At 64.7% G+C, this 22,732-nt stretch carries 15 protein-coding genes, 2 tRNA genes and 3 rRNA genes; 12 read left to right on the top strand and 8 right to left on the bottom strand.

What is annotated here, in order from left to right; genetic code table 11:
• Positions 1 to 101: 101 nt before the first annotated feature.
• A complete protein-coding gene (locus ACREYQ_RS21385) occupies positions 102 to 977 on the top strand; it encodes an EamA family transporter (RefSeq protein ID WP_432262169.1) in 876 nt (291 codons plus the stop codon).
• Here the strand turns inward: ACREYQ_RS21385 and ACREYQ_RS21380 are convergent, their stop codons facing one another.
• On the bottom strand, positions 978 to 1,559 hold the full coding sequence (locus ACREYQ_RS21380; protein WP_432262168.1) for an N-acetyltransferase family protein: 582 nt from the start codon (positions 1,557 to 1,559) through the stop codon (positions 978 to 980).
• A 78-nt stretch (positions 1,560 to 1,637) separates the two neighbouring features.
• On the opposite strand from ACREYQ_RS21380, the gene ACREYQ_RS21375 reads away from it, so the two are divergent.
• From ACREYQ_RS21375 to ACREYQ_RS21345, 7 genes are all read left to right on the top strand, one after another.
• On the top strand, positions 1,638 to 2,123 hold the full coding sequence (locus tag ACREYQ_RS21375) for a winged helix-turn-helix transcriptional regulator (protein WP_432262167.1): 486 nt from the start codon (positions 1,638 to 1,640) through the stop codon (positions 2,121 to 2,123).
• Positions 2,124 to 2,444: 321 nt separating this feature from the next.
• Positions 2,445 to 3,764, top strand: a complete 1,320-nt coding sequence (locus ACREYQ_RS21370) for an MFS transporter (protein ID WP_432262166.1) — start codon at positions 2,445 to 2,447, stop codon at positions 3,762 to 3,764.
• A 65-nt stretch (positions 3,765 to 3,829) separates the two neighbouring features.
• Positions 3,830 to 6,391, top strand: a complete 2,562-nt coding sequence (gene nirB / locus ACREYQ_RS21365; protein WP_432262165.1) for a nitrite reductase large subunit NirB — start codon at positions 3,830 to 3,832, stop codon at positions 6,389 to 6,391.
• A 16-nt stretch (positions 6,392 to 6,407) separates the two neighbouring features.
• Positions 6,408 to 6,791 (top strand): nitrite reductase small subunit NirD, encoded by a 384-nt coding sequence (nirD, locus tag ACREYQ_RS21360; protein WP_432262164.1) that lies wholly within the window; start codon positions 6,408 to 6,410, stop codon positions 6,789 to 6,791.
• A 71-nt stretch (positions 6,792 to 6,862) separates the two neighbouring features.
• On the top strand, positions 6,863 to 8,104 hold the full coding sequence (locus ACREYQ_RS21355) for an NAD(P)/FAD-dependent oxidoreductase (protein ID WP_432262163.1): 1,242 nt from the start codon (positions 6,863 to 6,865) through the stop codon (positions 8,102 to 8,104).
• 37 nt (positions 8,105 to 8,141) lie between these two features.
• Positions 8,142 to 10,865: a molybdopterin-dependent oxidoreductase gene (locus ACREYQ_RS21350; RefSeq protein ID WP_432262162.1), complete on the top strand. Its 2,724-nt coding sequence runs from the start codon at positions 8,142 to 8,144 to the stop codon at positions 10,863 to 10,865.
• Positions 10,866 to 10,994: 129 nt separating this feature from the next.
• On the top strand, positions 10,995 to 12,002 hold the full coding sequence (locus tag ACREYQ_RS21345; protein ID WP_432262161.1) for a tripartite tricarboxylate transporter substrate-binding protein: 1,008 nt from the start codon (positions 10,995 to 10,997) through the stop codon (positions 12,000 to 12,002).
• A 64-nt stretch (positions 12,003 to 12,066) separates the two neighbouring features.
• Here the strand turns inward: ACREYQ_RS21345 and rrf are convergent.
• The 5 genes from rrf to ACREYQ_RS21320 all read right to left on the bottom strand — a co-directional run bounded on the left by rrf (position 12,067) and on the right by ACREYQ_RS21320 (position 17,231).
• A 5S ribosomal RNA gene (gene rrf / locus ACREYQ_RS21340) occupies positions 12,067 to 12,180 on the bottom strand.
• 114 nt (positions 12,181 to 12,294) lie between these two features.
• Positions 12,295 to 15,175: ribosomal RNA gene (locus ACREYQ_RS21335) — 23S ribosomal RNA — on the bottom strand.
• Positions 15,176 to 15,472: 297 nt separating this feature from the next.
• Positions 15,473 to 15,548 (bottom strand) — tRNA-Ala (locus tag ACREYQ_RS21330).
• Between the two features lie 12 nt (positions 15,549 to 15,560).
• A tRNA-Ile gene (locus tag ACREYQ_RS21325) sits at positions 15,561 to 15,637 on the bottom strand.
• A gap of 62 nt (positions 15,638 to 15,699) precedes the next feature.
• Positions 15,700 to 17,231, bottom strand: a 16S ribosomal RNA gene (locus ACREYQ_RS21320).
• The 16S, 23S and 5S rRNA genes sit together here with 2 tRNA genes alongside, the layout of an rRNA operon.
• Positions 17,232 to 17,418: 187 nt before the next feature.
• Between ACREYQ_RS21320 and ACREYQ_RS21315 the strand changes: the two genes are divergently transcribed.
• From ACREYQ_RS21315 to ACREYQ_RS21305, 3 genes are all read left to right on the top strand, one after another.
• Entirely contained in the window at positions 17,419 to 17,580 is a 162-nt protein-coding gene (locus ACREYQ_RS21315) for a hypothetical protein (RefSeq protein WP_432262160.1), read from the top strand.
• Positions 17,581 to 17,720: 140 nt separating this feature from the next.
• The gene (locus tag ACREYQ_RS21310; protein WP_432262159.1) at positions 17,721 to 19,316 is read left to right on the top strand and encodes an exonuclease domain-containing protein; all 1,596 of its coding nucleotides are present in this window, start codon (positions 17,721 to 17,723) and stop codon (positions 19,314 to 19,316) included.
• Positions 19,317 to 19,431: 115 nt separating this feature from the next.
• Positions 19,432 to 19,860, top strand: a complete 429-nt coding sequence (locus tag ACREYQ_RS21305; RefSeq protein ID WP_432262158.1) for a hypothetical protein — start codon at positions 19,432 to 19,434, stop codon at positions 19,858 to 19,860.
• A 47-nt stretch (positions 19,861 to 19,907) separates the two neighbouring features.
• Here ACREYQ_RS21305 and ACREYQ_RS21300 read toward each other — a convergent pair whose 3' ends face one another.
• Both ACREYQ_RS21300 and ACREYQ_RS21295 read right to left on the bottom strand, forming a co-directional pair.
• Positions 19,908 to 20,882 (bottom strand): pyridoxamine 5'-phosphate oxidase family protein, encoded by a 975-nt coding sequence (locus ACREYQ_RS21300; RefSeq protein ID WP_432262157.1) that lies wholly within the window; start codon positions 20,880 to 20,882, stop codon positions 19,908 to 19,910.
• Between the two features lie 56 nt (positions 20,883 to 20,938).
• Complete coding sequence (locus ACREYQ_RS21295) at positions 20,939 to 21,589, bottom strand: glutathione S-transferase family protein (RefSeq protein ID WP_432262156.1); 651 nt, start codon at positions 21,587 to 21,589, stop codon at positions 20,939 to 20,941.
• Between the two features lie 98 nt (positions 21,590 to 21,687).
• Between ACREYQ_RS21295 and ACREYQ_RS21290 the strand changes: the two genes are divergently transcribed.
• Positions 21,688 to 22,590 carry a LysR family transcriptional regulator gene (locus ACREYQ_RS21290; RefSeq protein WP_432262155.1) on the top strand — a complete coding sequence of 301 codons (903 nt, stop codon included), beginning with the start codon at positions 21,688 to 21,690 and terminating at the stop codon, positions 22,588 to 22,590.
• Positions 22,591 to 22,732: the final 142 nt, after the last annotated feature.

The following is a 22,732-nucleotide window of genomic DNA, read 5'->3' as shown; positions in this document are numbered from 1 at the left end:
TACTGAGCCACTGGCCCGCACCTGTATATGGCGCCCGCGCCTTGCCTGCCGCATGATGCGGCAGCATTGCACAGGCCACGCCATCAGACAGGATCCCCAAATTGCCGCAAACCGCTGCCCACCGCCGCTCGACTCTGATCGCCGTGCTGGCCCTGACCGGCTCGATGGTGTCGCTGTGCGTCGGCACCTCGTTTGCCAAGAGCCTGTTCTCGGCGCTTGGGGCGCAGGGCACCACGGCACTGCGGGTGAGTTTCTCGGCGCTGATCCTGCTGTGCGTCTGGCGCCCGTGGCGCATGCCGCTGACCCGGGCCAATGCGCGCGCGATCGCGCTGTACGGCGCGGCGCTGGGCGCGACCAACCTGCTGTTCTACATGTCGCTGCGCACCATCCCGCTGGGGCTGGCGATCGCCATCGAGTTCACCGGGCCGCTGACGGTCGCGGTGCTGTCATCGCGGCGTGCGATCGATTTCCTGTGGATTGCCTTTGCGGTAACCGGCCTGCTGCTGTTGCTGCCGGTGGGGGGTGCCGCCGGCACGCTCGATCCGGGCGGCATCGGCTATGCACTCGCTGCGGGGGTGGGCTGGGCACTGTATATCGTGTTCGGGCAGATGGCTGGCAACGCCCACGGCGGACAGGCCACTTCGCTGGGGCTGACCATGGCAGCTCTGGTGGTGATGCCGTTCGGGCTGGCGCATGCCGGCACCGCGATGTTCAGCCCGGCGCTGCTGCTGTTCGGGCTGGCAGTGGGCATCCTGTCGAGCGCGATTCCCTACTCGCTGGAGATGGTGGCGCTCAAGCGCCTGCACCGGCGCACCTTCGGCATCCTGCTGAGCATGGAGCCGGCCATGGGTGCGCTGGCTGGGCTGGTGTTCCTGCATGAACAACTGAGCGCGGTGCAGTGGCTGGCGATCGGCAGCATCATCACGGCCTCGATCGGCTGCACCATGACCGCGCGCGGCAAGCGCGAAGCCAGTTGATCAGCCCGCGCTGAACCAGTCCGCCGGCAGTTGCTGCGCGCCGCGCGTCGGCCCGCCAAGCGCCAGCGTGACTTCATGCAGGTAACTGTCCTGCGGATTACGGCGGCTGGCAAAGCCGAAACCCCGCAGGATCGCCAGCATGCGGCGGTTCTCGCTGAGCACGTCGCCGCGCAGCCCGCGCAGCCCCGCCGCGCGCGCCAGTTCGCACAGCCTGGCGATCAGGCGGCGCCCCAGTCCCCGCCCTTGCCAGCCGTCGGCAACGACCACCGCGAACTCCCCGATCTGCCCGGACACCACGTATTCCGCACTGGCGACAATGACTGATACACCATCTTCGTCCGGCGCCTCCAGCACCAGCGCCACGCCGCCCGGCCCGGGCACGGCCAGCCCCTGGACGATCTCATCGACCACCCGCCCGCCGGTCAGGAAGCGGAAGTAGCGGCTCTCGCGCGACAGCCCGTCCACCAGCGCGCGCAGCGCCCCGTCATCCTGCACCCGCGTGTTGCGCAGCGTCACCTGCACGCCCCGCCCCACTGTCCAGCTTTCCGCCACGGCTGCGCGGGCTTCGCTTTGGAGATCCATTCTGCCACCATCTAACTTCATTATTTGTAGTTAGAGTATAGGAAATAACCTGACTTTTTCAAATGAAGTCAGCATGCTATGCTTGCCAGCATCATGAGCTTCAATGCGTCCGACCTCCGCCACTGCTCGATTGCCGCCACGCTGTCGCTGATCGGCGAGAAGTGGACCATCCTGATCCTGCGCGACGTCTTCCACGGCGTGACGCGCTTCGATGACTTCCTGCGGCGGCTGGAATGCTCGCCCGCGGTGCTGTCCGCGCGGCTCAAGACGCTGACGGATGCCGGACTGCTGCGCAAGGTCGGCTACCGCGAGCCCGGCGAGCGCGAACGCTTCGAATACCGCCCCACCCGCGCCGCGGTGGAGTTGCTGCCGGTGCTGGTTGGCCTGATGCAATGGGGCGATGGCCACATGGCCCCGGCCGGCGCAGGCCCGGTGCAGATCCGTTCGCGCGCCAGCGGCAAGCTGGTGCGCGCGGCGCTGGTCGACGAAAATGGCGCGGAAGTGTCGCCGCGCGACATGCAAGTGATCCCGGTCCGCCCCCTGCCCCATGGCTCCGGCCAGTAGCACCGGCCGGCGGCGTGCTGCACCGCACCGGCGCGGCCCACCGCACTGCACCATGAGTGTGCCGCCAGCCCGGCGGCCGCCCCACCACAGCGCATCCCGGCGTCACTCCGCCGTACCTCGGCGCAACAATCCCCCATTCACCGTCACTTAAAGGGCTGGCACACCCCTTGCGTAATAGGGTCCAGGCCCGTCAACGGCGATCGGCCTACCCCACATACACAGCCCCTATCCCATGTAGTGGCTGTCAGGACAACGGCGTCCCCTGAACTGGCCTGAACGGCCTGGTTTGCGGGACGCCATTTGTTTTTGGAGCCTAGGACGATGACCGGCAAAGCCACCCGCATCGAGCTGTTCAGCTTGAGCACCCCGCAGATGCGCGCCTTCCACCTGACCTGGATGGCGTTCTTCGTCTGTTTCTTCGCGTGGTTTGCCTGCGCGCCGCTGATGCCGGTGCTCAAGGGCGAGTTCGGCCTGACCCCGGGCCAGATCGCCAACATCAATATCGCGGCGGTGGCGGTGACCATCCTGGTGCGCCTGGTGATCGGCCCGATGTGCGACCGCTTCGGCCCGCGCAAGACCTACACCGGCCTGCTGGCGCTGGGCGCGCTGCCGGTGCTGGGCGTGGCGCTGGCACGGAACTACGAGACCTTCCTGATCTTCCGCCTGCTCATCGGCGCGGTCGGCGCCAGCTTCGTGATCACGCAGTACCACACCTCGGTGATGTTCGCGCCCAACGTGGTCGGCACCGCCAACGCCGCCTCGGCTGGTTGGGGCAATTCCGGCGGCGGCGCCGCGCAGGCCATCATGCCGCTGCTGCTGGCCGCCGTGCTGATGCTGGGCGCCGACCACGCCCTGGGCTGGCGCCTGGCGCTGCTGGTGCCGGGCGTGCTGATGCTGATCATGGCCGTCGTCTACTGGCGCTTCACCCAGGACTGCCCGGAAGGCAACTACTCGGACCTGCGCGCCCGCGGCATCGCGATCAGCGGCAAGGACGGTGGCAAGGGCGGCGGCTGGGCCAGCTTCCGTGCCGCCAGTGCGAACTATCGCGTGTGGCTGCTGTTCATCACCTACGGCGCCTGCTTCGGCGTGGAAATTTTCATCCATAACATCGCCGCCTCGTACTACGTCGACCGCTTCGGCCTGAGCCTGAAGGCCGCCGGCCTGGCCGCCGCCAGCTTCGGCCTGCTGGCACTGTTTGCCCGTGCCCTGGGTGGCTGGCTGTCGGACAAGGCAGCGCGCCGCCGCGGCCTGGATGCGCGCGCCACGCTGCTGTTCGTGCTGATCATGGGTGAAGGCCTGGGCCTGCTGTGGTTCGCGCAGGCCGGCAGCGTAACGCTGGCCGTGGTCGCGATGCTGCTGTTCGGCCTGTTCACCCACATGGCCTGCGGCGCGACCTACGCCCTGGTGCCCTTTATCGACCGCAAGGCCCTGGGCGGTGTGGCCGGCATCATCGGCGCGGGCGGCAACGTTGGCGCCGTCGCCGCGGGCTTCCTGCTCAAGGGCCTGGGCAGCGTGCAGCAGACGCTGACGGTGCTGGGCGTGCTGGCCACCATCGCCGCGCTGTGCGCCATCGCCATCCGCTTCAGCGCCGAGCACAAGGCCCGCGAGCAGGCCCTGTACGACAGCGCACTGGCCAACTGATCCTGAAGCATCGCCCCCACAGCACAACAAGCAGCAAAGACTGACTACCGGACAAGGAAAGCATCATGAAACTGATCATCGTCGGCCACGGCATGGTGGGTCACAAGTTCCTGGAATGCCTCGCGGAAGCCGGCGCGCAGAACGTGGAAGTGACCGTGCTGTGCGAAGAACCGCGTCCCGCCTACGATCGCGTGCACCTGTCCGAGTTCTTCGCCGGCAAGTCGGCCGAGGACCTGTCGCTGGTGCCCGCCGGCTTCTTCGAGCAGCACAACAATATGCTGCTGCGCCTGAACGCGCGTGCGGTGGAAATCGACCGCGCCGCGCGCACGGTGACGGTCTCGACCGGCGAAACCCTGTCCTATGACAAGCTGATCCTGGCCACCGGCTCCTACCCCTTCGTGCCGCCGGTGCCGGGCAAGGACCGCAAGGACTGCTTCGTCTACCGCACCATCGAAGACCTGGAAGCCATGCGCGAATGCGGCGCCCGCTCGAAGACCGGGGTGGTGGTCGGCGGCGGCCTGCTTGGCCTGGAGTGCGCCAAGGCGCTGCGCGACATGGACCTGGAGACGCACGTGGTGGAGTTCGCGCCGCGCCTGATGGCGGTGCAGGTCGACGAAGGCGGCGGCCGCATGCTGCGCCAGAAGATCCACGGCCTGGGCGTGACCGCGCACACCGGCAAGAACACCGTCGAAATCGTCGACGGGGAGAACGGCACCCACCGCATGGTGTTTGCCGACGGCACCCACCTCGACACCGACATGATCGTGTTCTCCGCCGGCATCCGCCCGCGCGACGAACTGGCCCGCGCCAGCGGCCTGGCGGTGGGCGAGCGCGGCGGCATCGTCGTGGACAACCAGTGCCTGACCTCGGACCCGGACATCTACGCCATCGGCGAATGCGCGTTGTGGCAAGGCAAGATCTACGGCCTGGTGGCCCCGGGCTATGACATGGCCCGCGTCGCCGCGCGCCACCTGCAGGGCGAAGCCGCCGAGTTTGCCGGCGCCGACATGAGCACCAAGCTCAAGCTGATGGGCGTGGACGTGGCCAGCATCGGCGACCCGCACGGCACCGTGCCGGGCGCGCGCTTCTACCAGTTCTGCGACGACCGCAAGGAGGTCTACAAGAAGCTGGTCGTGTCCGACTGCGGCAAGTACCTGCTGGGCGGCGTGCTGATCGGCGACGCCAGCGAGTACGGCACGCTGCTGCAGATGATGCTGAACAAGATCGAATTGCCCGAGTCGCCCGAGTTCCTGATCCTGCCCGACAGCAGCGGCAAGGCCAAGCCGGCGCTGGGCGCCGACGCCCTGCCCGACACCGCCCAGATCTGCTCGTGCAACAACGTCTCCAAGGGCGAGATCTGCGCGGCCGTGTGCGACGGCGCCACCAGCATCGGCGCGCTCAAGACCTGCACCAAGGCCGGCACTGCCTGCGGCGGCTGCGTGCCGCTGGTCACGCAGATCATGAAGGCCGAGATGAAGAAGCAGGGCATGGCCGTCAACAACCACCTCTGCGAGCACTTCCCGTATTCGCGCCAGGAGCTGTATCACCTGGTGCGCGTGGGCCAGCACAAGACCTTTGAAGGCCTGCTGCATGCGCACGGCAAGGGCCTTGGCTGCGATATCTGCAAGCCCACCGTGGGCAGCATCCTGGCTTCGTGCTGGAACGAGTTCGTGCTCAAGGAAGAGCACGCCAGCCTGCAGGACTCGAACGACTACTACCTGGCCAATATCCAGAAGGACGGCACCTATTCGGTGGTGCCGCGCATGCCGGGCGGCGAAGTCACGCCCGAGGGCCTGATCGCGGTCGGCCAGGTCGCCAAGAAGTACGGCCTGTACACCAAGATCACCGGCGGCCAGCGCGTGGACCTTTTTGGTGCACGCGCCGAGGAACTGCCCTTTATCTGGGAAGAGCTGATCGCCGCCGGCTTTGAATCGGGCCATGCCTACGGCAAGGCGCTGCGCACGGTGAAGTCGTGCGTGGGCTCCACCTGGTGCCGCTACGGCGTGGGCGATTCGGTGGGCCTGGCGATCGAGCTGGAGAACCGCTACAAGGGCCTGCGCGCGCCGCACAAGATCAAGTTCGGTGTGTCCGGCTGCACCCGCGAATGCGCCGAGGCGCAAGGCAAGGACGTGGGCGTGATCGCCACCGACCGCGGCTGGAACCTGTACGTGTGCGGCAACGGCGGCATGAAGCCGCGCCACGCCGAGTTGCTGGCGAGCGACCTGGACCACGACACCCTGGTGCGCTACATCGACCGCTTCCTGATGTTCTACGTGCGCACCGCGGACCGCCTGCAGCGCACCAGCGTCTGGCGCGACAACCTGGAAGGCGGCCTGGACTACCTCAAGGCCGTGGTGCTGGACGACAAGCTGGGCCTTGCCGCGGAACTGGAAGCCGAGATGCAGCACGTGGTCGACACCTACGAAGACGAGTGGAAGAAGGCCGTGACCGACCCCGAGACGCGCAAGCGCTTCCGCCACTTCGTCAACAGCGACCGCCGCGATGAGAACGTCGCCTTTATCGAAGAGCGCGGGCAGATCCGGCCGGCCACGCCGGAGGAACGGAAATTGCGTCACTCCCGCCTGAGCCACATCCCCGTGGTTGCCGTGCCCGCAAAAGCAGCCTGATCCCAAGGAGAACGTGATGAGCCATCCCCACTATCCCGAAACCTGGACCGCCATCTGCACCGTGCGCGAGATCGTGCCCAACACTGGTGTGTGCGCACTGGTCGATGACAAGCAGGTCGCCGTGTTCCGCATCGGCCGCGGTGAAGAGGTCTTCGCCATCGACAACTTCGATCCCAACTCGCAGGCCGCGGTGCTGTCGCGCGGGCTGGTCGGCAACCTGGGCGAGCGCCTGGTGGTGGCTTCGCCGATCTACAAGCATCACTTCGACCTGCGCACCGGCGAATGCCTGGAAGCGCCCGAGCATTCGGTCAACGCCTACGCCGCGCGCGTCTATGACGGCAAGGTCTGGATTGCCGCCGAAGTGCTCATGCGCGAGGCCGAGGAAGAACTCGCCGCCTGATACCGGCGCACATTCGCAGCGCACATTCGATGCTCCCCCTGTCCACCAGCCACGCCAACGGAGATGCCGGCATGATGCCTTCCGCCAACCCCCAAGCCCGCCCGCGCCTGGTCGTCGTCGGCAACGGCATGGCCGGCATGCGCACCGTGGAGGAGTTGCTGCGGCTGGCCCCGGACCTGTACGACATCACGGTGTTCGGGGCCGAGCCGCACGGCAACTACAACCGCATCCTGCTGTCGCCAGTGCTGGCCGGCGAGAAGTCGGTGGCGGACATCATGCTGAATACGCGCGAGTGGTATGACGAGAACGGCATCGAGCTGCTGGCCGGCGACCCGGTAGTGGCAATCGACCGCCCGCGCCGCATCGTCCGCTCGGCCTCGGGGCGCGAGGTGCGCTATGACCGCCTGCTGCTGGCCACCGGCTCCAAGCCTTTCATCCTGCCAGTGCCCGGCCACCAGCTCGACGGTGTGATCGCCTTCCGCGACATCCAGGACGTGGAGACCATGCAGCATGCCGCGCGCAACCACCGCCACGCGGTGGTGATTGGCGGCGGCCTGCTCGGCCTGGAAGCCGCCAACGGGCTGCTGCGCCAGGGCATGGACGTAACCGTGGTACACCTGCCTGACAGCCTGATGGAGCGCCAGCTCGACAAGCCCGCTGCCGCGCTGCTCCAGTGCGCGCTCGAACGCAAGGGCCTGCGCTTCCTGCTGGGCGCGCAGACCGCGGAGATTCTCGGCACCGACCGCGTCACCGGCGTGCGCTTCAAGGACGGCAGCGAGATTCCCGCCGACCTGGTGGTGATGACTGCGGGCGTGCGCCCCAATATCGAACTGGCAGCCGGCGCCGGCCTGCACTGCGAGCGCGCCATCGTCGTCGACGACACGCTGCAGACCTACGATCCGCGCATCTACGCCGTGGGCGAATGCGTGCAGCACCGCCAGGCCACTTTCGGCCTGGTGGCGCCGATCTGGGACCAGGCCCGCGTGTGCGCCGCGCACCTCGCCGGCGCCGGCCATCGCCGCTACGTGCAGCAGGCCACCGCGACTAAACTGAAAGTGACCGGCGTCGACCTGTATTCGGCCGGCGACTTCATCGGCGGCGAAGGCAGCGAAGACCTGGTGCTGCGCGATGCGCGCCGCGGCGTCTACAAGCGCCTGGTGCTGCAGGACGGCTGCCTGGTCGGCGCAGTGCTGTACGGCGATGTGCAGGACGGCCCCTGGTACTTCGGCATGATCCAGCGGCGCGCGCCGGTCGGCGCCCTGCGCCAGCGCCTGCTGTTCGGCCAGGCGCAGTGCGATGCGCTCGCCGCCTAGATTGCAAACCAAGACAACGCCCCCGCACGGAGAACGCGTGAACCTGTCCGATATCCCGGTCGTTTCGGCAACGCTGACCACCACCACCGCCACCACCTGCCCGTATTGCGGCGTCGGCTGCGGCGTGCGCGCCACCGTGCGTGCCGACGGCCAGGTCGAGATCGCGGGCGACGCGCAACATCCGTCCAATCACGGCCGGCTGTGCGTGAAAGGCTCGGCGCTCGGTGAAACCGTGGACCTGGAAGGCCGCCTGCTCCATCCCAAGCTGCGCGGCACCGATGGCTCCCTGCAGCAAGTCTCGTGGGACCGTGCGCTGGACACCGTGGCACAGGGCTTTTCGGACATCGTGCGCCGCCACGGCCCGGATTCGGTCGCGCTCTATGTCTCGGGCCAGTTGCTGACCGAGGACTACTACATCGCCAACAAGCTGATGAAGGGTTTCATCGGCAGCGCCAATATCGATACCAACTCGCGCCTGTGCATGTCGTCGGCCGTGGCCGGCCACAAGCGCGCCTTCGGCGAAGACCTGGTGCCGGGCAACTACGAAGACCTGGAACTGGCCGACCTGGTGGTGCTGGTGGGCTCCAACACCGCGTGGTGCCACCCGATCCTGTTCCAGCGCCTGTCCCAGGCCAAGGAAGCGCGCCCCGACATGAAGATCGTGGCGATCGACCCGCGCCGCACCGCCACCTGCGAGCTGACCGACCTGCACCTGGCGATCCGCCCGGGCACCGACGTCTGGCTGTTCAATGGCCTGCTGAGCTACCTGGCGCGCGAGGGCCGCTCTAACGCCGCCTTCATCGCCGCCAGCACCGCCGGGCTGGATGAGGCCCTGCAGGCCGCGGACGCGGACTGCGCCGATCCGGCTGCCGTGGCCCGCGCCTGCAAGCTGAGCCTGCAGGACGTGCTGGCCTTCTACCAGCTCTTCGCGGAAACCGAAAAGACCGTGACGGCCTTCTCGCAAGGCGTCAACCAGTCGTCGGCCGGCACCGACAAGGTCAACAGCATCATCAACTGCCACCTGCTCACCGGCCGCATCGGGGCCCCGGCCATGGGCCCGTTCTCGCTGACCGGCCAGCCCAATGCGATGGGAGGGCGCGAGGTCGGCGGCCTGGCCAATATGCTGGCCGCGCACATGGAGCTGGCCCACCCGCTGCATCGCGACGTCGTGCAAAGCTTCTGGCAGTCGCCGGTGGTAGCCGACCGTCCCGGGCTGAAGGCGGTGGAACTGTTCGAAGCCATCGAAGCCGGCCGCGTCAAGGCGGTCTGGGTGATCGCCACCAACCCGGTGGTAAGCCTGCCCGACGCCGACCAGGTGCGCCGCGCGCTGGCCAAATGCGAGCTGGTGGTCGCGAGCGATATCATCGAGCGCACCGACACCAATGCCGCCGCGCACGTGCTGCTGCCCGCGCTGGGCTGGGGCGAGAAGGACGGCACCGTCACCAACTCGGAGCGGCGCATCTCGCGCCAGCGCGCCTTCCTGCCCGTGCCGGGCGAAGCGCGCGCCGACTGGGACATCCTGTGCGACGTCGCGCGCCGCATGGGCTTCAGCGGCTTTGACTATGCCGGGCCGCACGAGATCTTCGACGAGCACGCGCGCCTGAGCGCATGGCGCAACGACGACGCGCCGCGCGTGTTCGATATCGGCGGACTGGCCGGGCTGGACAAGGAACGCTATGACGGCCTGGAACCAGTGCAATGGCCTGTACCCGCGCATGCGACGACTGACTCCCGGCGCCTGTTCCGCGACGGCCGCTATGCCCACGCCGACGGCCTCGCCCGCTTTGTCGCCACGCCGCCGCGCGCGCCGGCTCATGCCCCCGATGACGACTTCCCGCTGATCCTCAACACCGGCCGCGTGCGCGACCAGTGGCACACCATGACGCGCACCGGCAAGTCGGCCAAGCTGGCCGACCACCTGCCCGAGCCCTTCGTCGACATGCACCCGCAGGACGCACTGCTGTGCGGCGTCGGTGAAGGCAAGCTCGCGCGCGTCAGCACCCGCTGGGGCGCGCTGGTGGCACGCGTGCACCACGGCGGCGGCATCCCGCGCGGCAGCGTATTCGTGCCGATCCACTGGAACGGCCAGTTCAGCTCCGACGCGCGCGTCGGCGCACTGGTTAACCCGGTGGTGGATCCGGTGTCCGGCGAGCCGGAGTTCAAGCACACGCCAGTGCGCGTGGAGCCGTTCGGCGTGAACTGGCACGGTTTTGTGCTGAGCCGCGGCGCGCTGCCCGCGGATGCGCTGACCTACTGGACACGCGTGCAAGGCCGCCAGTTCCAGCGCTATGAATTCGCCGGCCGCGACGCCGTGGCCGATCGCACTGCCTGGGCACGCGAGCTGCTCGGCGTGACCGATCCGGACGCCGACTGGCTCGAATACGAGGACCGCACCGCCGGCATCTACCATGCAGGCTATGTCGTCAACGACCGGCTCGAGGCCTGCGTCTATGTGTCGACGCGGCCGGAGCTGCCATCGCGCGCCTGGCTCGCCGGCCTGTTCGGCCGCGAGCGCCTGGAAGACGCGGACCGCATCGGCCTGCTGCTCGGCCAGCCGATGGAGAAAGGCGCCGACACCGGCCCGACGGTGTGCTCCTGCTTCGGCGTGGGCCGCAACACCATCTGCGATGCCGTGCGCAAGCACGACCTGAAGACACCCGCGGAGATCACCGCCTGCGTCAAGGCCGGCGGCAACTGCGGCTCGTGCGTGCCGGAGCTGAAGAAGCTGCTGGTGGAGGTGCGCGTGGCCGAAACGGCCTGATCTTTCACCATGCATTAGCCACCCTTCACGAGAACCAGATTGCGGTCGCCGCGGCATGCCCCCATGCTAGCCGCGCAACCCCGACAAGCCGCCCCGGACTCACGGTGCGGCACCAATCTGGAGACAGCAATGAAGGATGTGAAGTATCTGCATGCCGGACCGCGATGGCTGGCGGGTGTACTGGTGACGGCTTCGGCACTTGCAGGCGCCAACGGCGCGGCAGCGGCTGACGCCTATCCGAGCAAGCCGATCACCCTGGTCGTCCCCTACTCTGCCGGCGGCCCGACCGATGTCGTCGCGCGCACGCTGGCGCATGCCATGTCCCAGGATCTCGGCCAGAGCGTGGTGGTGGAAAACCGCACTGGCGCCGGCGGCACCGTTGCTGCGGCCTTTGTCGCCCGCGCCCAGGCGGACGGCTACACGCTGCTGATCCACCACAACGGCATGGCGACCGCGCCGGCGCTGTACAAGAAGCTATCCTACGCGCCGCTGAAGGATTTCGAGTATGTCGGCCAGGTCGCGGACGTACCGATGACCCTGATGGGCCGCAAGGACCTGCCGGCGAAGACGGTGCCGGAACTGATCCGCTATGTGACGCAGAACAAGGACAAGGTGTCGCTGGCCAATGCCGGCCTCGGCGCCGTATCGCAACTATGCGGCGTGCTGTTCGAGCAATCGGTCCACGTGCAGCTGAATTCGATCCCTTACCAGGGCGCGGGCCCCGCGCTGACCGCGCTGCTTGGCGGCCAGGTCGACCTGCTATGCGACCAGACCACGGCCACGCTGCCGCATATCCAGGCCGACCGCGTGCGCCTGTTCGGCGTGACCACGCCCGCGCGGATCAAGGCACTGCCCAGTACGCCAACGCTGCAGGAAGGCGGTCTCAAGGGCTTTGACGTCAGGGTCTGGCACGGTATCTATGCGCCCAAGGGCACGCCGCCGGCTGCGGTGGCGCGGCTGACCAAGGCGCTGCAGAAGGGGCTGCAAGATCCGATGGTAATCAAGAAGCTGGATGGCCTCGGCGCGGAAATCGTGCCGGTCGACAAGCAGACGCCGGAAGGGCTGCGTACGATGCTGAAGGCTGAAAGCGACAAGTGGCAGCCGCTGTTGAAGTCGATGAAGATTGAGGCCGATTGATTATTTGGCCGCGCCAAAGCAAAAACCCCCAGCCTTTTGGGGCTGGGGGTTCTGCGGGATAAGAGCCTGGCGATGACCTACTTTCACACGGGTAATCCGCACTATCATCGGCGCAAAGTCGTTTCACGGTCCTGTTCGGGATGGGAAGGGGTGGTTCCAACTCGCTATGGTCACCAGGCATAAGGGGGTGCAGCGCTGAGGTTGAGGTCAACGCTGCGAATAGGGATGTAGTCTTGGTTGTGCGTATCGGTGGCACAGGCGATCAACTCACCAGGCAAAACACACTGGTTATAGGATCAAGCCTTACGGGCAATTAGTACTGGTTAGCTTAACGCATTACTGCGCTTCCACACCCAGCCTATCAACGTCCTGGTCTCGAACGACCCTTCAAGGCGGTCAAGCCGCCAGGGAATCCTCATCTTCAGGCGAGTTTCCCGCTTAGATGCTTTCAGCGGTTATCTCTTCCGTACATAGCTACCCTGCGATGCCTCTGGCGAGACAACAGGTACACCAGCGGTACGTCCACTCCGGTCCTCTCGTACTAGGAGCAGCCCCCGTCAAGATTCCAACGCCCACGGCAGATAGGGACCAAACTGTCTCACGACGTTTTAAACCCAGCTCACGTACCTCTTTAAATGGCGAACAGCCATACCCTTGGGACCGGCTACAGCCCCAGGATGAGATGAGCCGACATCGAGGTGCCAAACACCGCCGTCGATATGAACTCTTGGGCGGTATCAGCCTGTTATCCCCAGAGTACCTTTTATCCGTTGAGCGATGGCCCTTCCATTCAGAACCACCGGATCACTATGTCCTGCTTTCGCACCTGCTCGACTTGTCGGTCTCGCAGTTAAGCACGCTTTTGCCATTGCACTTTAGGTACGATGTCCGACCGTACCAAGCGTACCTTCGAACTCCTCCGTTACACTTTGGGAGGAGACCGCCCCAGTCAAACTGCCTACCATGCACTGTCCCCGACCCGGATTCACGGGTCAAGGTTAGAACCTCAAACAAACCAGGGTGGTATTTCAAGGACGGCTCCACGTGAACTAGCGTCCACGCTTCAAAGCCTCCCACCTATCCTACACAGATCGGTTCAAAGTCCAATGCAAAGCTACAGTAAAGGTTCATGGGGTCTTTCCGTCTAGCCGCGGGGAGATTGCATCATCACAAACACTTCAACTTCGCTGAGTCTCGGGAGGAGACAGTGTGGCCATCGTTACGCCATTCGTGCAGGTCGGAACTTACCCGACAAGGAATTTCGCTACCTTAGGACCGTTATAGTTACGGCCGCCGTTTACCGGGACTTCAATCAAGAGCTTGCACCCCATCATTTAATCTTCCGGCACCGGGCAGGCGTCACACCCTATACGTCCACTTTCGTGTTTGCAGAGTGCTGTGTTTTTATTAAACAGTCGCAGCCACCATTTTATTGCAACCCCTTCACCCTTCTGGCGCAGGCCAGTCAAGCTACCAGGGCGTACCTTATCCCGAAGTTACGGTACCAATTTGCCGAGTTCCTTCTCCCGAGTTCTCTCAAGCGCCTTAGAATACTCATCTCGCCCACCTGTGTCGGTTTGCGGTACGGTCTCGTATGACTGAAGCTTAGAGGCTTTTCTTGGAACCACTTCCAATTGCTTCGCAGCACTAGGCCGCTCGCCCCGCATCCTTGAATCCCGCGCCCGGATTTGCCAAAGCGCCTTCTCCAATGCAGGGACCGGGACTTCCAACACCCGGACAACCTTCCGCGATCCGTCCCCCCATCGCATCATACGACGGTGCAGGAATATTAACCTGCTTCCCATCAGCTACGCATCTCTGCCTCGCCTTAGGGGCCGACTCACCCTACGCCGATGAACGTTGCGTAGGAAACCTTGGGCTTACGGCGAGGGGGCCTTTCACCCCCTTTATCGCTACTCATGTCAGCATTCGCACTTCTGATACCTCCAGCATCCTTTACAAGACACCTTCACAGGCTTACAGAACGCTCTCCTACCACGCACATTGCTGTGCGTCCGCAGCTTCGGTGACTGGCTTAGCCCCGTTACATCTTCCGCGCAGGACGACTCGATCAGTGAGCTATTACGCTTTCTTTAAAGGGTGGCTGCTTCTAAGCCAACCTCCTGACTGTTTTAGCCTTCCCACTTCGTTTCCCACTTAGCCAATCTTGGGGACCTTAGCTGGCGGTCTGGGTTGTTTCCCTCTTGACACCGGACGTTAGCACCCGATGTCTGTCTCCCGTGATTGCACTCTTCGGTATTCGGAGTTTGCTATGGCGGGGTAATCAGCAATAGACCCCCCAACCATGACAGTGCTCTACCCCCGAAGGTGACACACGAGGCACTACCTAAATAGTTTTCGGAGAGAACCAGCTATTTCCAGATTTGTTTAGCCTTTCACCCCTATCCACAGCTCATCCCCTAACTTTTCAACGTTAGTGGGTTCGGTCCTCCAGTACGTGTTACCGCACCTTCAACCTGGCCATGGATAGATCATCTGGTTTCGGGTCTACACCCAGCGACTCAACGCCCTGTTCGGACTCGCTTTCGCTACGCCTTCCCTAATCGGTTAAGCTTGCCACTGAATGTAAGTCGCTGACCCATTATACAAAAGGTACGCCGTCACCCGTTGCCAGGCTCCGACTGTTTGTATGCATGCGGTTTCAGGATCTATTTCACTCCCCTCCCGGGGTTCTTTTCGCCTTTCCCTCACGGTACTGGTTCACTATCGGTCGATCACGAGTATTTAGCCTTGGAGGATGGTCCCCCCATCTTCAGACAGGATTTCACGTGTCCCGCCCTACTTGTCGTACACCTAGTTCCACAATCGTGTTTTCGCATACAGGGCTATCACCTGCTAGGGCCGGGCTTTCCATCCCGTTCTGCTAACACCACTGCTAAAGAGTACAAGGCTCTTCCCATTTCGTTCGCCACTACTTTGGGAATCTCGGTTGATTTCTGTTCCTGCAGCTACTTAGATGTTTCAGTTCGCCGCGTTCGCTTCGCTGACCTATGTATTCAGTCAGCGATGACCCATACGGGCCGGGTTTCCCCATTCGGACATCTCCGGATCAAAGCTTGTTTGCCAGCTCCCCGAAGCTTTTCGCAGGCTACCGCGTCCTTCATCGCCTGTGATCGCCAAGGCATCCACCACATGCACTTGTTCGCTTGACCCTATAACGAGTGTGTCTCGATGACTCGAAACGTCGCTACAGGATGAGTTCTCGCATTTGTGCCGTATTCCAAGTCATCTTTCGATCACTTAAATACATTTTGGTTGATACAATCACAACCCGGTATCGCGTTTTGTACTGCAGCGTCTCATCAACGCTTCGCGACACCTTTACTACATCCCATATTGTTAAAGAACAGCCGATCATCAGATCGCTTGGCAATGCCAAATGCAAACGCTCAAGGCTAAGCGCTTGCATTTGACTACCAATCCAAGGTACCAGGCTCACTCGTAAGTGATGGTGGAGGATGACGGGATCGAACCGACGACCCCCTGCTTGCAAAGCAGGTGCTCTCCCAGCTGAGCTAATCCCCCTTCCGGATAACTTGGTGGGTCTGGTAGGACTTGAACCTACGACCCCCGCCTTATCAAGACGGTGCTCTAACCACCTGAGCTACAGACCCTTGGCTGTAACAGCAAACAAACCGATAAGTGTGAACGCTAGGCTTGAGACACAAGCCTCTAGAAAGGAGGTGATCCAGCCGCACCTTCCGATACGGCTACCTTGTTACGACTTCACCCCAGTCATGAACCCTGCCGTGGTAATCGCCCTCCTTGCGGTTAGGCTAACTACTTCTGGCAAAACCCACTCCCATGGTGTGACGGGCGGTGTGTACAAGACCCGGGAACGTATTCACCGCGGCATGCTGATCCGCGATTACTAGCGATTCCAGCTTCACGTAGTCGAGTTGCAGACTACGATCCGGACTACGATGCGTTTTCTGGGATTAGCTCCCCCTCGCGGGTTGGCAACCCTCTGTACGCACCATTGTATGACGTGTGAAGCCCTACCCATAAGGGCCATGAGGACTTGACGTCATCCCCACCTTCCTCCGGTTTGTCACCGGCAGTCTCTCTAGAGTGCCCTTTCGTAGCAACTAGAGACAAGGGTTGCGCTCGTTGCGGGACTTAACCCAACATCTCACGACACGAGCTGACGACAGCCATGCAGCACCTGTGTCCACTTTCCCTTTCGGGCACCTGATGCATCTCTGCTTCGTTAGTGGCATGTCAAGGGTAGGTAAGGTTTTTCGCGTTGCATCGAATTAATCCACATCATCCACCGCTTGTGCGGGTCCCCGTCAATTCCTTTGAGTTTTAATCTTGCGACCGTACTCCCCAGGCGGTCAACTTCACGCGTTAGCTACGTTACTGAAGAAATGAATCCCCAACAACTAGTTGACATCGTTTAGGGCGTGGACTACCAGGGTATCTAATCCTGTTTGCTCCCCACGCTTTCGTGCATGAGCGTCAGTGACGTCCCAGGGGGCTGCCTTCGCCATCGGTATTCCTCCACATCTCTACGCATTTCACTGCTACACGTGGAATTCTACCCCCCTCTGACATACTCTAGCCTTGCAGTCACAAGCGCCATTCCCAAGTTGAGCTCGGGGATTTCACGCCTGTCTTACAAAACCGCCTGCGCACGCTTTACGCCCAGTAATTCCGATTAACGCTCGCACCCTACGTATTACCGCGGCTGCTGGCACGTAGTTAGCCGGTGCTTATTCTTCCGGTACCGTCATCGACCCCGGGTATTAACCAGAGCCATTTCTTTCCGGACAAAAGTGCTTTACAACCCGAAGGCCTTCTTCACACACGCGGCATTGCTGGATCAGGGTTGCCCCCATTGTCCAAAATTCCCCACTGCTGCCTCCCGTAGGAGTCTGGGCCGTGTCTCAGTCCCAGTGTGGCTGATCGTCCTCTCAGACCAGCTACTGATCGTCGCCTTGGTAGGCTCTTACCCCACCAACTAGCTAATCAGACATCGGCCGCTCCTGTAGCGCGAGGCCTTGCGGTCCCCCGCTTTCACCCTCAGGTCGTATGCGGTATTAGCTAATCTTTCGACTAGTTATCCCCCACTACAGGGCACGTTCCGATGTATTACTCACCCGTTCGCCACTCGCCACCAGGCCGAAGCCCGTGCTGCCGTTCGACTTGCATGTGTAAGGCATGCCGCCAGCGTTCAATCTGAGCCAGGATCAAACTCTTCAGTTCAATCTCTGTGTGGAAGCCTCGCGGCTCCCTCGCTCTTTCGAGCGGTCGCTCACTCTCAGAAAACTGACTGACCAGATCCGAAGACCCAGTCACGTTTTGCTGTGCGAGCACTGTATAACTTGTGAAGCAACACTGTCCGAAGACAGCGGCGTCCGCTACCCAGCGCCCACACTTATCGGTTGTTTGTTTGTTAAAGAACTACGCTACCGGCTTTGCCGTTTGCGTCGCTGCGTTTGCTGCAGCAGAGAAACGAGATTATGCAGAGATTTCTTCGTTTCGTCAACCGTTTCAGCAATCTTTTTTTGCTGCGGCCGGCGCGCCAACTTCGCTGCGCCAGCCTTCCGGCTGACCCCGCAACCCTTGCTGCGTCTGCTTTGCAGCGCTGCGTTGTGTTGCGAGGGGGCGAATAATATGCGAGCGCAGCGGGGTTGGCAAGGGGTTTTTGAAAACTTCTTCGTGCCACCATCAGCGCGCCTTTAAAATCGGCAAATGCCTGACCTGCCTACCTATATGCCGTCGCGCCTGCCAGCGGACGGAATCCGCCTGCTCGACGCCCAGTCTCTCGCCGCGGCGCTGTCGCGCCCGATTGTCTTTGTCGACCTGGAGACCACCGGTGCGGATGCCCAGCGCGACCGCATCACCGAGATCGGCGTGGTCGAGGTTGGCCCGGACGGTATCGTTGAGTGGGATACCCTGCTCGACCCCGGCATGTCGATCCCGCCGTTTATCCAGCGCATGACCGGCATCAGCGACGACATGGTGCGCGGGCAGCCGACCTTCGAATCCCTGGCCGAGTCGCTCGCCGAACGCCTGCAGGGGCGCCTGTTCGTGGCCCACAACGCGCGCTTCGACTACGGCTTCCTGAAGAACGCGTTCCGGCGCGCCGGCGTGACCTTCCGTGCCGATGTGCTGTGTACGGTAAGGCTGTCGCGCTCGCTCTTCCCGTCGGTCGAGCGTCATGGCCTGGATGCGCTGATCGCGCGCTTTGGCCTGACACCCAAGGGCAGGCATCGCGCGCTGGCCGATGCCGAACTCCTGTGGCAGTTCTGGCAGAAGATCCACGCCACCTATTCCGTCGACCTGGTGGAATCGGCCGTGAGTACGCTGGTGCGGCGCGCGAGCCTGCCCGCCGGCCTGGAGGAAACCGCGCTGGAAGACGTGCCGGCCACGCCGGGTGTCTATATCTTCTATGGCGACCAGGACGTGCCGCTCTATATCGGCAAGAGCGTGCACCTGCGCCAGCGGATCGGCGCCCATTTCTCCGGCGACTACCGCTACGGCAAGGACATGCGGCTGGCCCGGCTGGTGCGTCGTGTCGAATGGCGGGAAACCGGCGGCGAGACCGGGGCGCTGCTGCTGGAGGCGCAACTGGTGAAAGCCATGCAGCCGGTGCACAACCAGCTGCTGCGCCGGAATACCCGGCTCTATGCCTGGGAATTGCCGCAGCAGCTCCCGGTGCCGCGCCTGCGCACCGACCGCGACACCGACTTCTGCCGGCATCGCGACTTGTTCGGCGTATTCGGCAGCCGCGGCGCGGCCGAGGCACGCTTGCGCGCGCTGGCGCAGGAGCACGGCCTGTGCATGGCAACGCTGTCGCTGGAGAAGACCACGCGCCGCGGCAGCCCCTGCTTTGCACGGCAGGTCCACCGCTGCGCCGGGGCCTGCGTCGGCGCGGAATCGCCGCGCGAGCACCGCGCCCGGCTTGCCGCCGCACTGGCGCCGATCGCACTGACGCCATGGCCCTTCGACGGCCCGGTCGCCTGGCGCGAGCAACACGGCGCGCGCGCCTGGTGGCATGTTGCCGACGAATGGTGCTACCTTGGCTGCGCCGCCACGCTGGAGGAAGCGCACGCGCTGGCCGCCGCGCCGGCGCATTTCGACCTGGACACGTACCAGATCCTGGCGCCGCGCATGGCGCAATGGACCCCGGAGGCGGTACCGTTGTCCGTGCAGCGAGCCTTCACGCTGACCGCAACCGAAGCGCCCGCCGACGCCCCACGTCCGGCACGCAATGCTCCGGAGCAGACTGCGCGCAAGGCTTCCGCCGCAGCCGACCTGCAAACCCTGGGCTTGTTCGCCGACTAAGAACCCACTCACAATCTGTGCGTCATCGCCCAGAACGCGCTTGCAACGGGTGTTACGGCTCCGCTAGTCTCCACACACCGGCCCTTGCCACCGGCTGCGCCGACGCGGAGTCACCATGCCTGCCAATCCAGCCCGACTTGCCCAAGCCGCCAGCAAGCGCGCGCGCCTGGCCCTCCTGTGGGTGGCAGCCCTTGCCGGCGCTTGTGCCGGAATCGGGACCAGCGCCATGCAGGACATCGTCGACTCCTGGAAGAACGTCCCCGTCGACGAAGCGAAGCGCCAGTGGGGTCCGCCGGAGGGGGTGCAGGCCCTGCCCAATGGCACGGCCTACGTCTGGACCGACACGGTGCCGGCCGCGCGGCCGCCGGGCAGCGGCCCGCGCGATGCCGGCGTGGAGCGCACGCCGGTGCCGGGCCATTGCCAGCGCAAGCTGGTGGCCGGCCCGGACGGCATCGTGACCGGTGGCGAGTGGCGCGGCAACGCCTGCTGCATCACCACGCTGGTCGGCCGCTGCGCCGGGCTCAGGTACCGGGCGCGCGGCTGAGCGCGCGGACCTGGCTATTGTGACGGCCCCGGGCTCAAACCCTCGGCTCAGTGCGCCGGCCACGCACCCGTGTCAGCCAGTACAGGCGAATATTCCCGAAACCCGAAGCGCAGCGGCAGCACCGCCGCACGCCGCACCACGCGCTCGACGTGCAACCGCACCAGCCGCTCGGCGCCGGCGAATGAGGCCAGTTCCTCGCCCTCCCAGATCACCTCCGCGCGCCCGCCCACATGCAGCAGCGAGCCCTTGGCAAAATCCGGGACCGCGATCCCGGCACGGGGATTGGCCAGCAGGTTGCCGACGGTGTTGAAGAAGTTGTTGCCGTTGAAGTCCGGGAACGTCAGCGTATGGGCATCGTCCACGCGGATAAAGCCCGGCTTGCCGCCGCGGTGCGAGACATCGGCGCCGCCGGTGTGCTCGCCTTCGTCCTGCGGCGACGCGGTGTGGCTGGTGGCGATGAACAGCGTATCGGCACCGCGCAGCCAGGCGATGGCCGGCGCGTCGAGCGCGTCGCCGTGCCAGGCCGGGAGCGTGGCCGCCGGCTCGGCAACGGTCACGTCGCGCAACTGGATATAGCGCGGGCAGTTGCCGAAGCTCTGCTCGACCTCGACCGTCAACCCGCCCTCGTCGCGTGCCACGATGATCCCGTTCATGCGGTTGCGCCGGCGCGTCGGCAGCTCGATCCCAAGCAGGCCGATACGCGCACCCTGCGCCAGGGCCGCTGCCGCCGGGTCTCCGGGCAGCGGCACGGTGTCGATGCGCAGGTGCGTGGCGTCAGCGGTATGCGCGAACCCCGGCGCCCCGGCCAGCATCGTGGCCCAGGGCAGCCCGTCGGCATCGACCGCGCCCACCAGCAGGAACGGCAATTGCGCAAAGAAGGTGCGGTGCTGCTCCGGCATCTCGCCACGGATCACGCGCGGGCCGGACGCGGCCATGCGTTCGCGCTTGCCGGCGCGCTCCTGCGCAGCCAGTTCGCCGGCGTGGAACGGCAAGCCGGCGTGCGGCCATGTAGTCAGGTCCATGATGGGCTCCCTCTGCTTGTCGGACGGATAGAAACGCTGCGCGAAACCTGCAGGCGTTACGCCGCCGCCCCGACGTCCGATACCAGCATCGGCACGAAGCCGGGCAAGGCTTCAATGCGGCGCAGCCAGGCATTCAGCGCCGGGTACGGCGCCAGCGGCACCTTGCCTTCCTCGGCGCGGGCGATATAGCTGTAGGCGGCCACGTCGGCAATGGTGGCGTGGTCGGCGGCCAGGAACGGCTGTCCGGCCAGCAGCGACTCCATCAGCGTGAACAGCCGCTGCGCGCGGGCGACGGCATCCTCCATCGGCACCGGCCGCCCGAACAGTACGCCCAGTCGCGCCGCCGCCGGTCCGAAGGCGATCTCGCCGGCGGCCACCGACAGCCAGCGCTGCACGCGCGCCGCGCCCACCGGGTCGCGTGGCAGCCAGCGGCCGTCGTCATGGCGCGTGGCCAGGTAGACCAGGATCGCATTGGAATCGCCGATGACCACGCCGTCATCGTCCAGCACCGGCACCTGGCCAAACGGGTTCAGGCGCAGGAAGGCCTCGCTGCGCTGCTCGCCGCCGCGCAGGTCGACGTCGACCAGGCGGTGCGGCAGGCCCAGCAGGCCCAGGAACAGTTCGGCGCGGTGCGCATGGCCGGACACCGGCGAGCGGTACAGCACCAGCGGCTTGGCCGGCTTGGCGGGGCGGTTCGTCTCTTGCATGGCACTCTCCTCAACGGTTGCGATAGGCGGATTCTGGGCGCCGACGCCGCTGCAATAAATAGGCCTATTGATATTTGACTACTCCAGAAAATGGAGTAATGTGTGTCGCCATGGACAAGCTACGCGCGATGCAGACCTTTGTGCGGATCGTCGACGAGGGCAGCCTGACGGCGGCCGCCACGACGCTGCATACCTCGTTGCCGGCGGTGGTGCGCACGCTCGCGGCGCTGGAATCCGAGCTGCAGGTGCGGCTGCTCAACCGCACCACGCGGCGGCTGTCGCTGACCGCCGAGGGGCGCAGCTACCTGGACAGCTGCCGGCGCATCCTGGCCACCATCGACGAGGTCGAGGCAGGGCTGACCGCCAGCCATGTCGAGCCCAGCGGCCAGCTCACGCTGACCGCCTCGGTGCTGTTCGGGCAGATGTACGTGGCGCCTGCAGTCACGCGTTTCGTGCAGCGCTATCCGCGCGTGCGCTGCCGCCTGGAATTCACCGACCGCGTGGTGAACCTGCTGGAGGAAGACCTGGATGTGGGCGTGCGCATCGGCCCGCTGGCCGACTCCACGCTGGTGGCACAGACCATCGGCCGCATTCGACGCGTGGTGGTAGCCACGCCCGCCTACCTGCGCAAGCACGGCGTGCCGCGCCATCCCGGGGAACTGGCCAATGCCAACTGCGTGCGCTTCACCGGCAGCCAGGCGCACTGGTGGACCTTCCACGAAGGCGACCGGGAGTTCCATGTGCCGGTGTCGGGCAACCTGGAGTTCAACCAGACCGCCCCCGCCGTGGCCGCCTGTGCTGAAGGCGCGGGCTTTGGCCACTTCCTGTCGTACCAGGTCGCGCAACTGGTGCAGGAGCGCAAGCTGCGCATCGTGCTGGAAGCATTCGAGCAACCGGCCTGGCCGCTGTCGCTGATCTATCCCCATGCGCGGCTGTTGCCGGCACGCACGCGCGCCTTCATTGAATGGATGCGCGATGACCTGGGCCCGCGTTTCAGCTAGCAAGGTGCGCGGCGGCCAGCGGCGCGGCTTGCGCGCCGCATTGCCACCTCCCGCGCGGCCCACCCACCCGCCGCGCCCGGGCACCACCCGACAAAGCCCTTGACGCGTCGCGGCACGCACCGGTATTTTCAAAAATCGAATC

Origin of the sequence: Cupriavidus sp. TMH.W2, from assembly GCF_050847365.1 — a bacterium.
Taxonomy (GTDB): domain Bacteria; phylum Pseudomonadota; class Gammaproteobacteria; order Burkholderiales; family Burkholderiaceae; genus Cupriavidus.
This window is presented reverse-complemented; position numbering and strand designations above follow the sequence as displayed.

What these genes read in the sequence shown, in the direction of transcription:
- ACREYQ_RS21380 (WP_432262168.1), bottom strand. Translation starts at nt 1,559, where the DNA reads ATGGATCTCCAAAGCGAAGCCCGCGCAGCCGTGGCGGAAAGCTGGACA.
- ACREYQ_RS21375 (WP_432262167.1), top strand. Translation starts at nt 1,638, where the DNA reads ATGCTTGCCAGCATCATGAGCTTCAATGCGTCCGACCTCCGCCACTGC.
- ACREYQ_RS21370 (WP_432262166.1), top strand. Translation starts at nt 2,445, where the DNA reads ATGACCGGCAAAGCCACCCGCATCGAGCTGTTCAGCTTGAGCACCCCG.
- nirB (WP_432262165.1), top strand. Translation starts at nt 3,830, where the DNA reads ATGAAACTGATCATCGTCGGCCACGGCATGGTGGGTCACAAGTTCCTG.
- nirD (WP_432262164.1), top strand. Translation starts at nt 6,408, where the DNA reads ATGAGCCATCCCCACTATCCCGAAACCTGGACCGCCATCTGCACCGTG.
- ACREYQ_RS21355 (WP_432262163.1), top strand. Translation starts at nt 6,863, where the DNA reads ATGATGCCTTCCGCCAACCCCCAAGCCCGCCCGCGCCTGGTCGTCGTC.
- ACREYQ_RS21345 (WP_432262161.1), top strand. Translation starts at nt 10,995, where the DNA reads ATGAAGGATGTGAAGTATCTGCATGCCGGACCGCGATGGCTGGCGGGT.
- ACREYQ_RS21310 (WP_432262159.1), top strand. Translation starts at nt 17,721, where the DNA reads ATGCCTGACCTGCCTACCTATATGCCGTCGCGCCTGCCAGCGGACGGA.
- ACREYQ_RS21305 (WP_432262158.1), top strand. Translation starts at nt 19,432, where the DNA reads ATGCCTGCCAATCCAGCCCGACTTGCCCAAGCCGCCAGCAAGCGCGCG.
- ACREYQ_RS21300 (WP_432262157.1), bottom strand. Translation starts at nt 20,882, where the DNA reads ATGGACCTGACTACATGGCCGCACGCCGGCTTGCCGTTCCACGCCGGC.
- ACREYQ_RS21295 (WP_432262156.1), bottom strand. Translation starts at nt 21,589, where the DNA reads ATGCAAGAGACGAACCGCCCCGCCAAGCCGGCCAAGCCGCTGGTGCTG.
- ACREYQ_RS21290 (WP_432262155.1), top strand. Translation starts at nt 21,688, where the DNA reads ATGTGTGTCGCCATGGACAAGCTACGCGCGATGCAGACCTTTGTGCGG.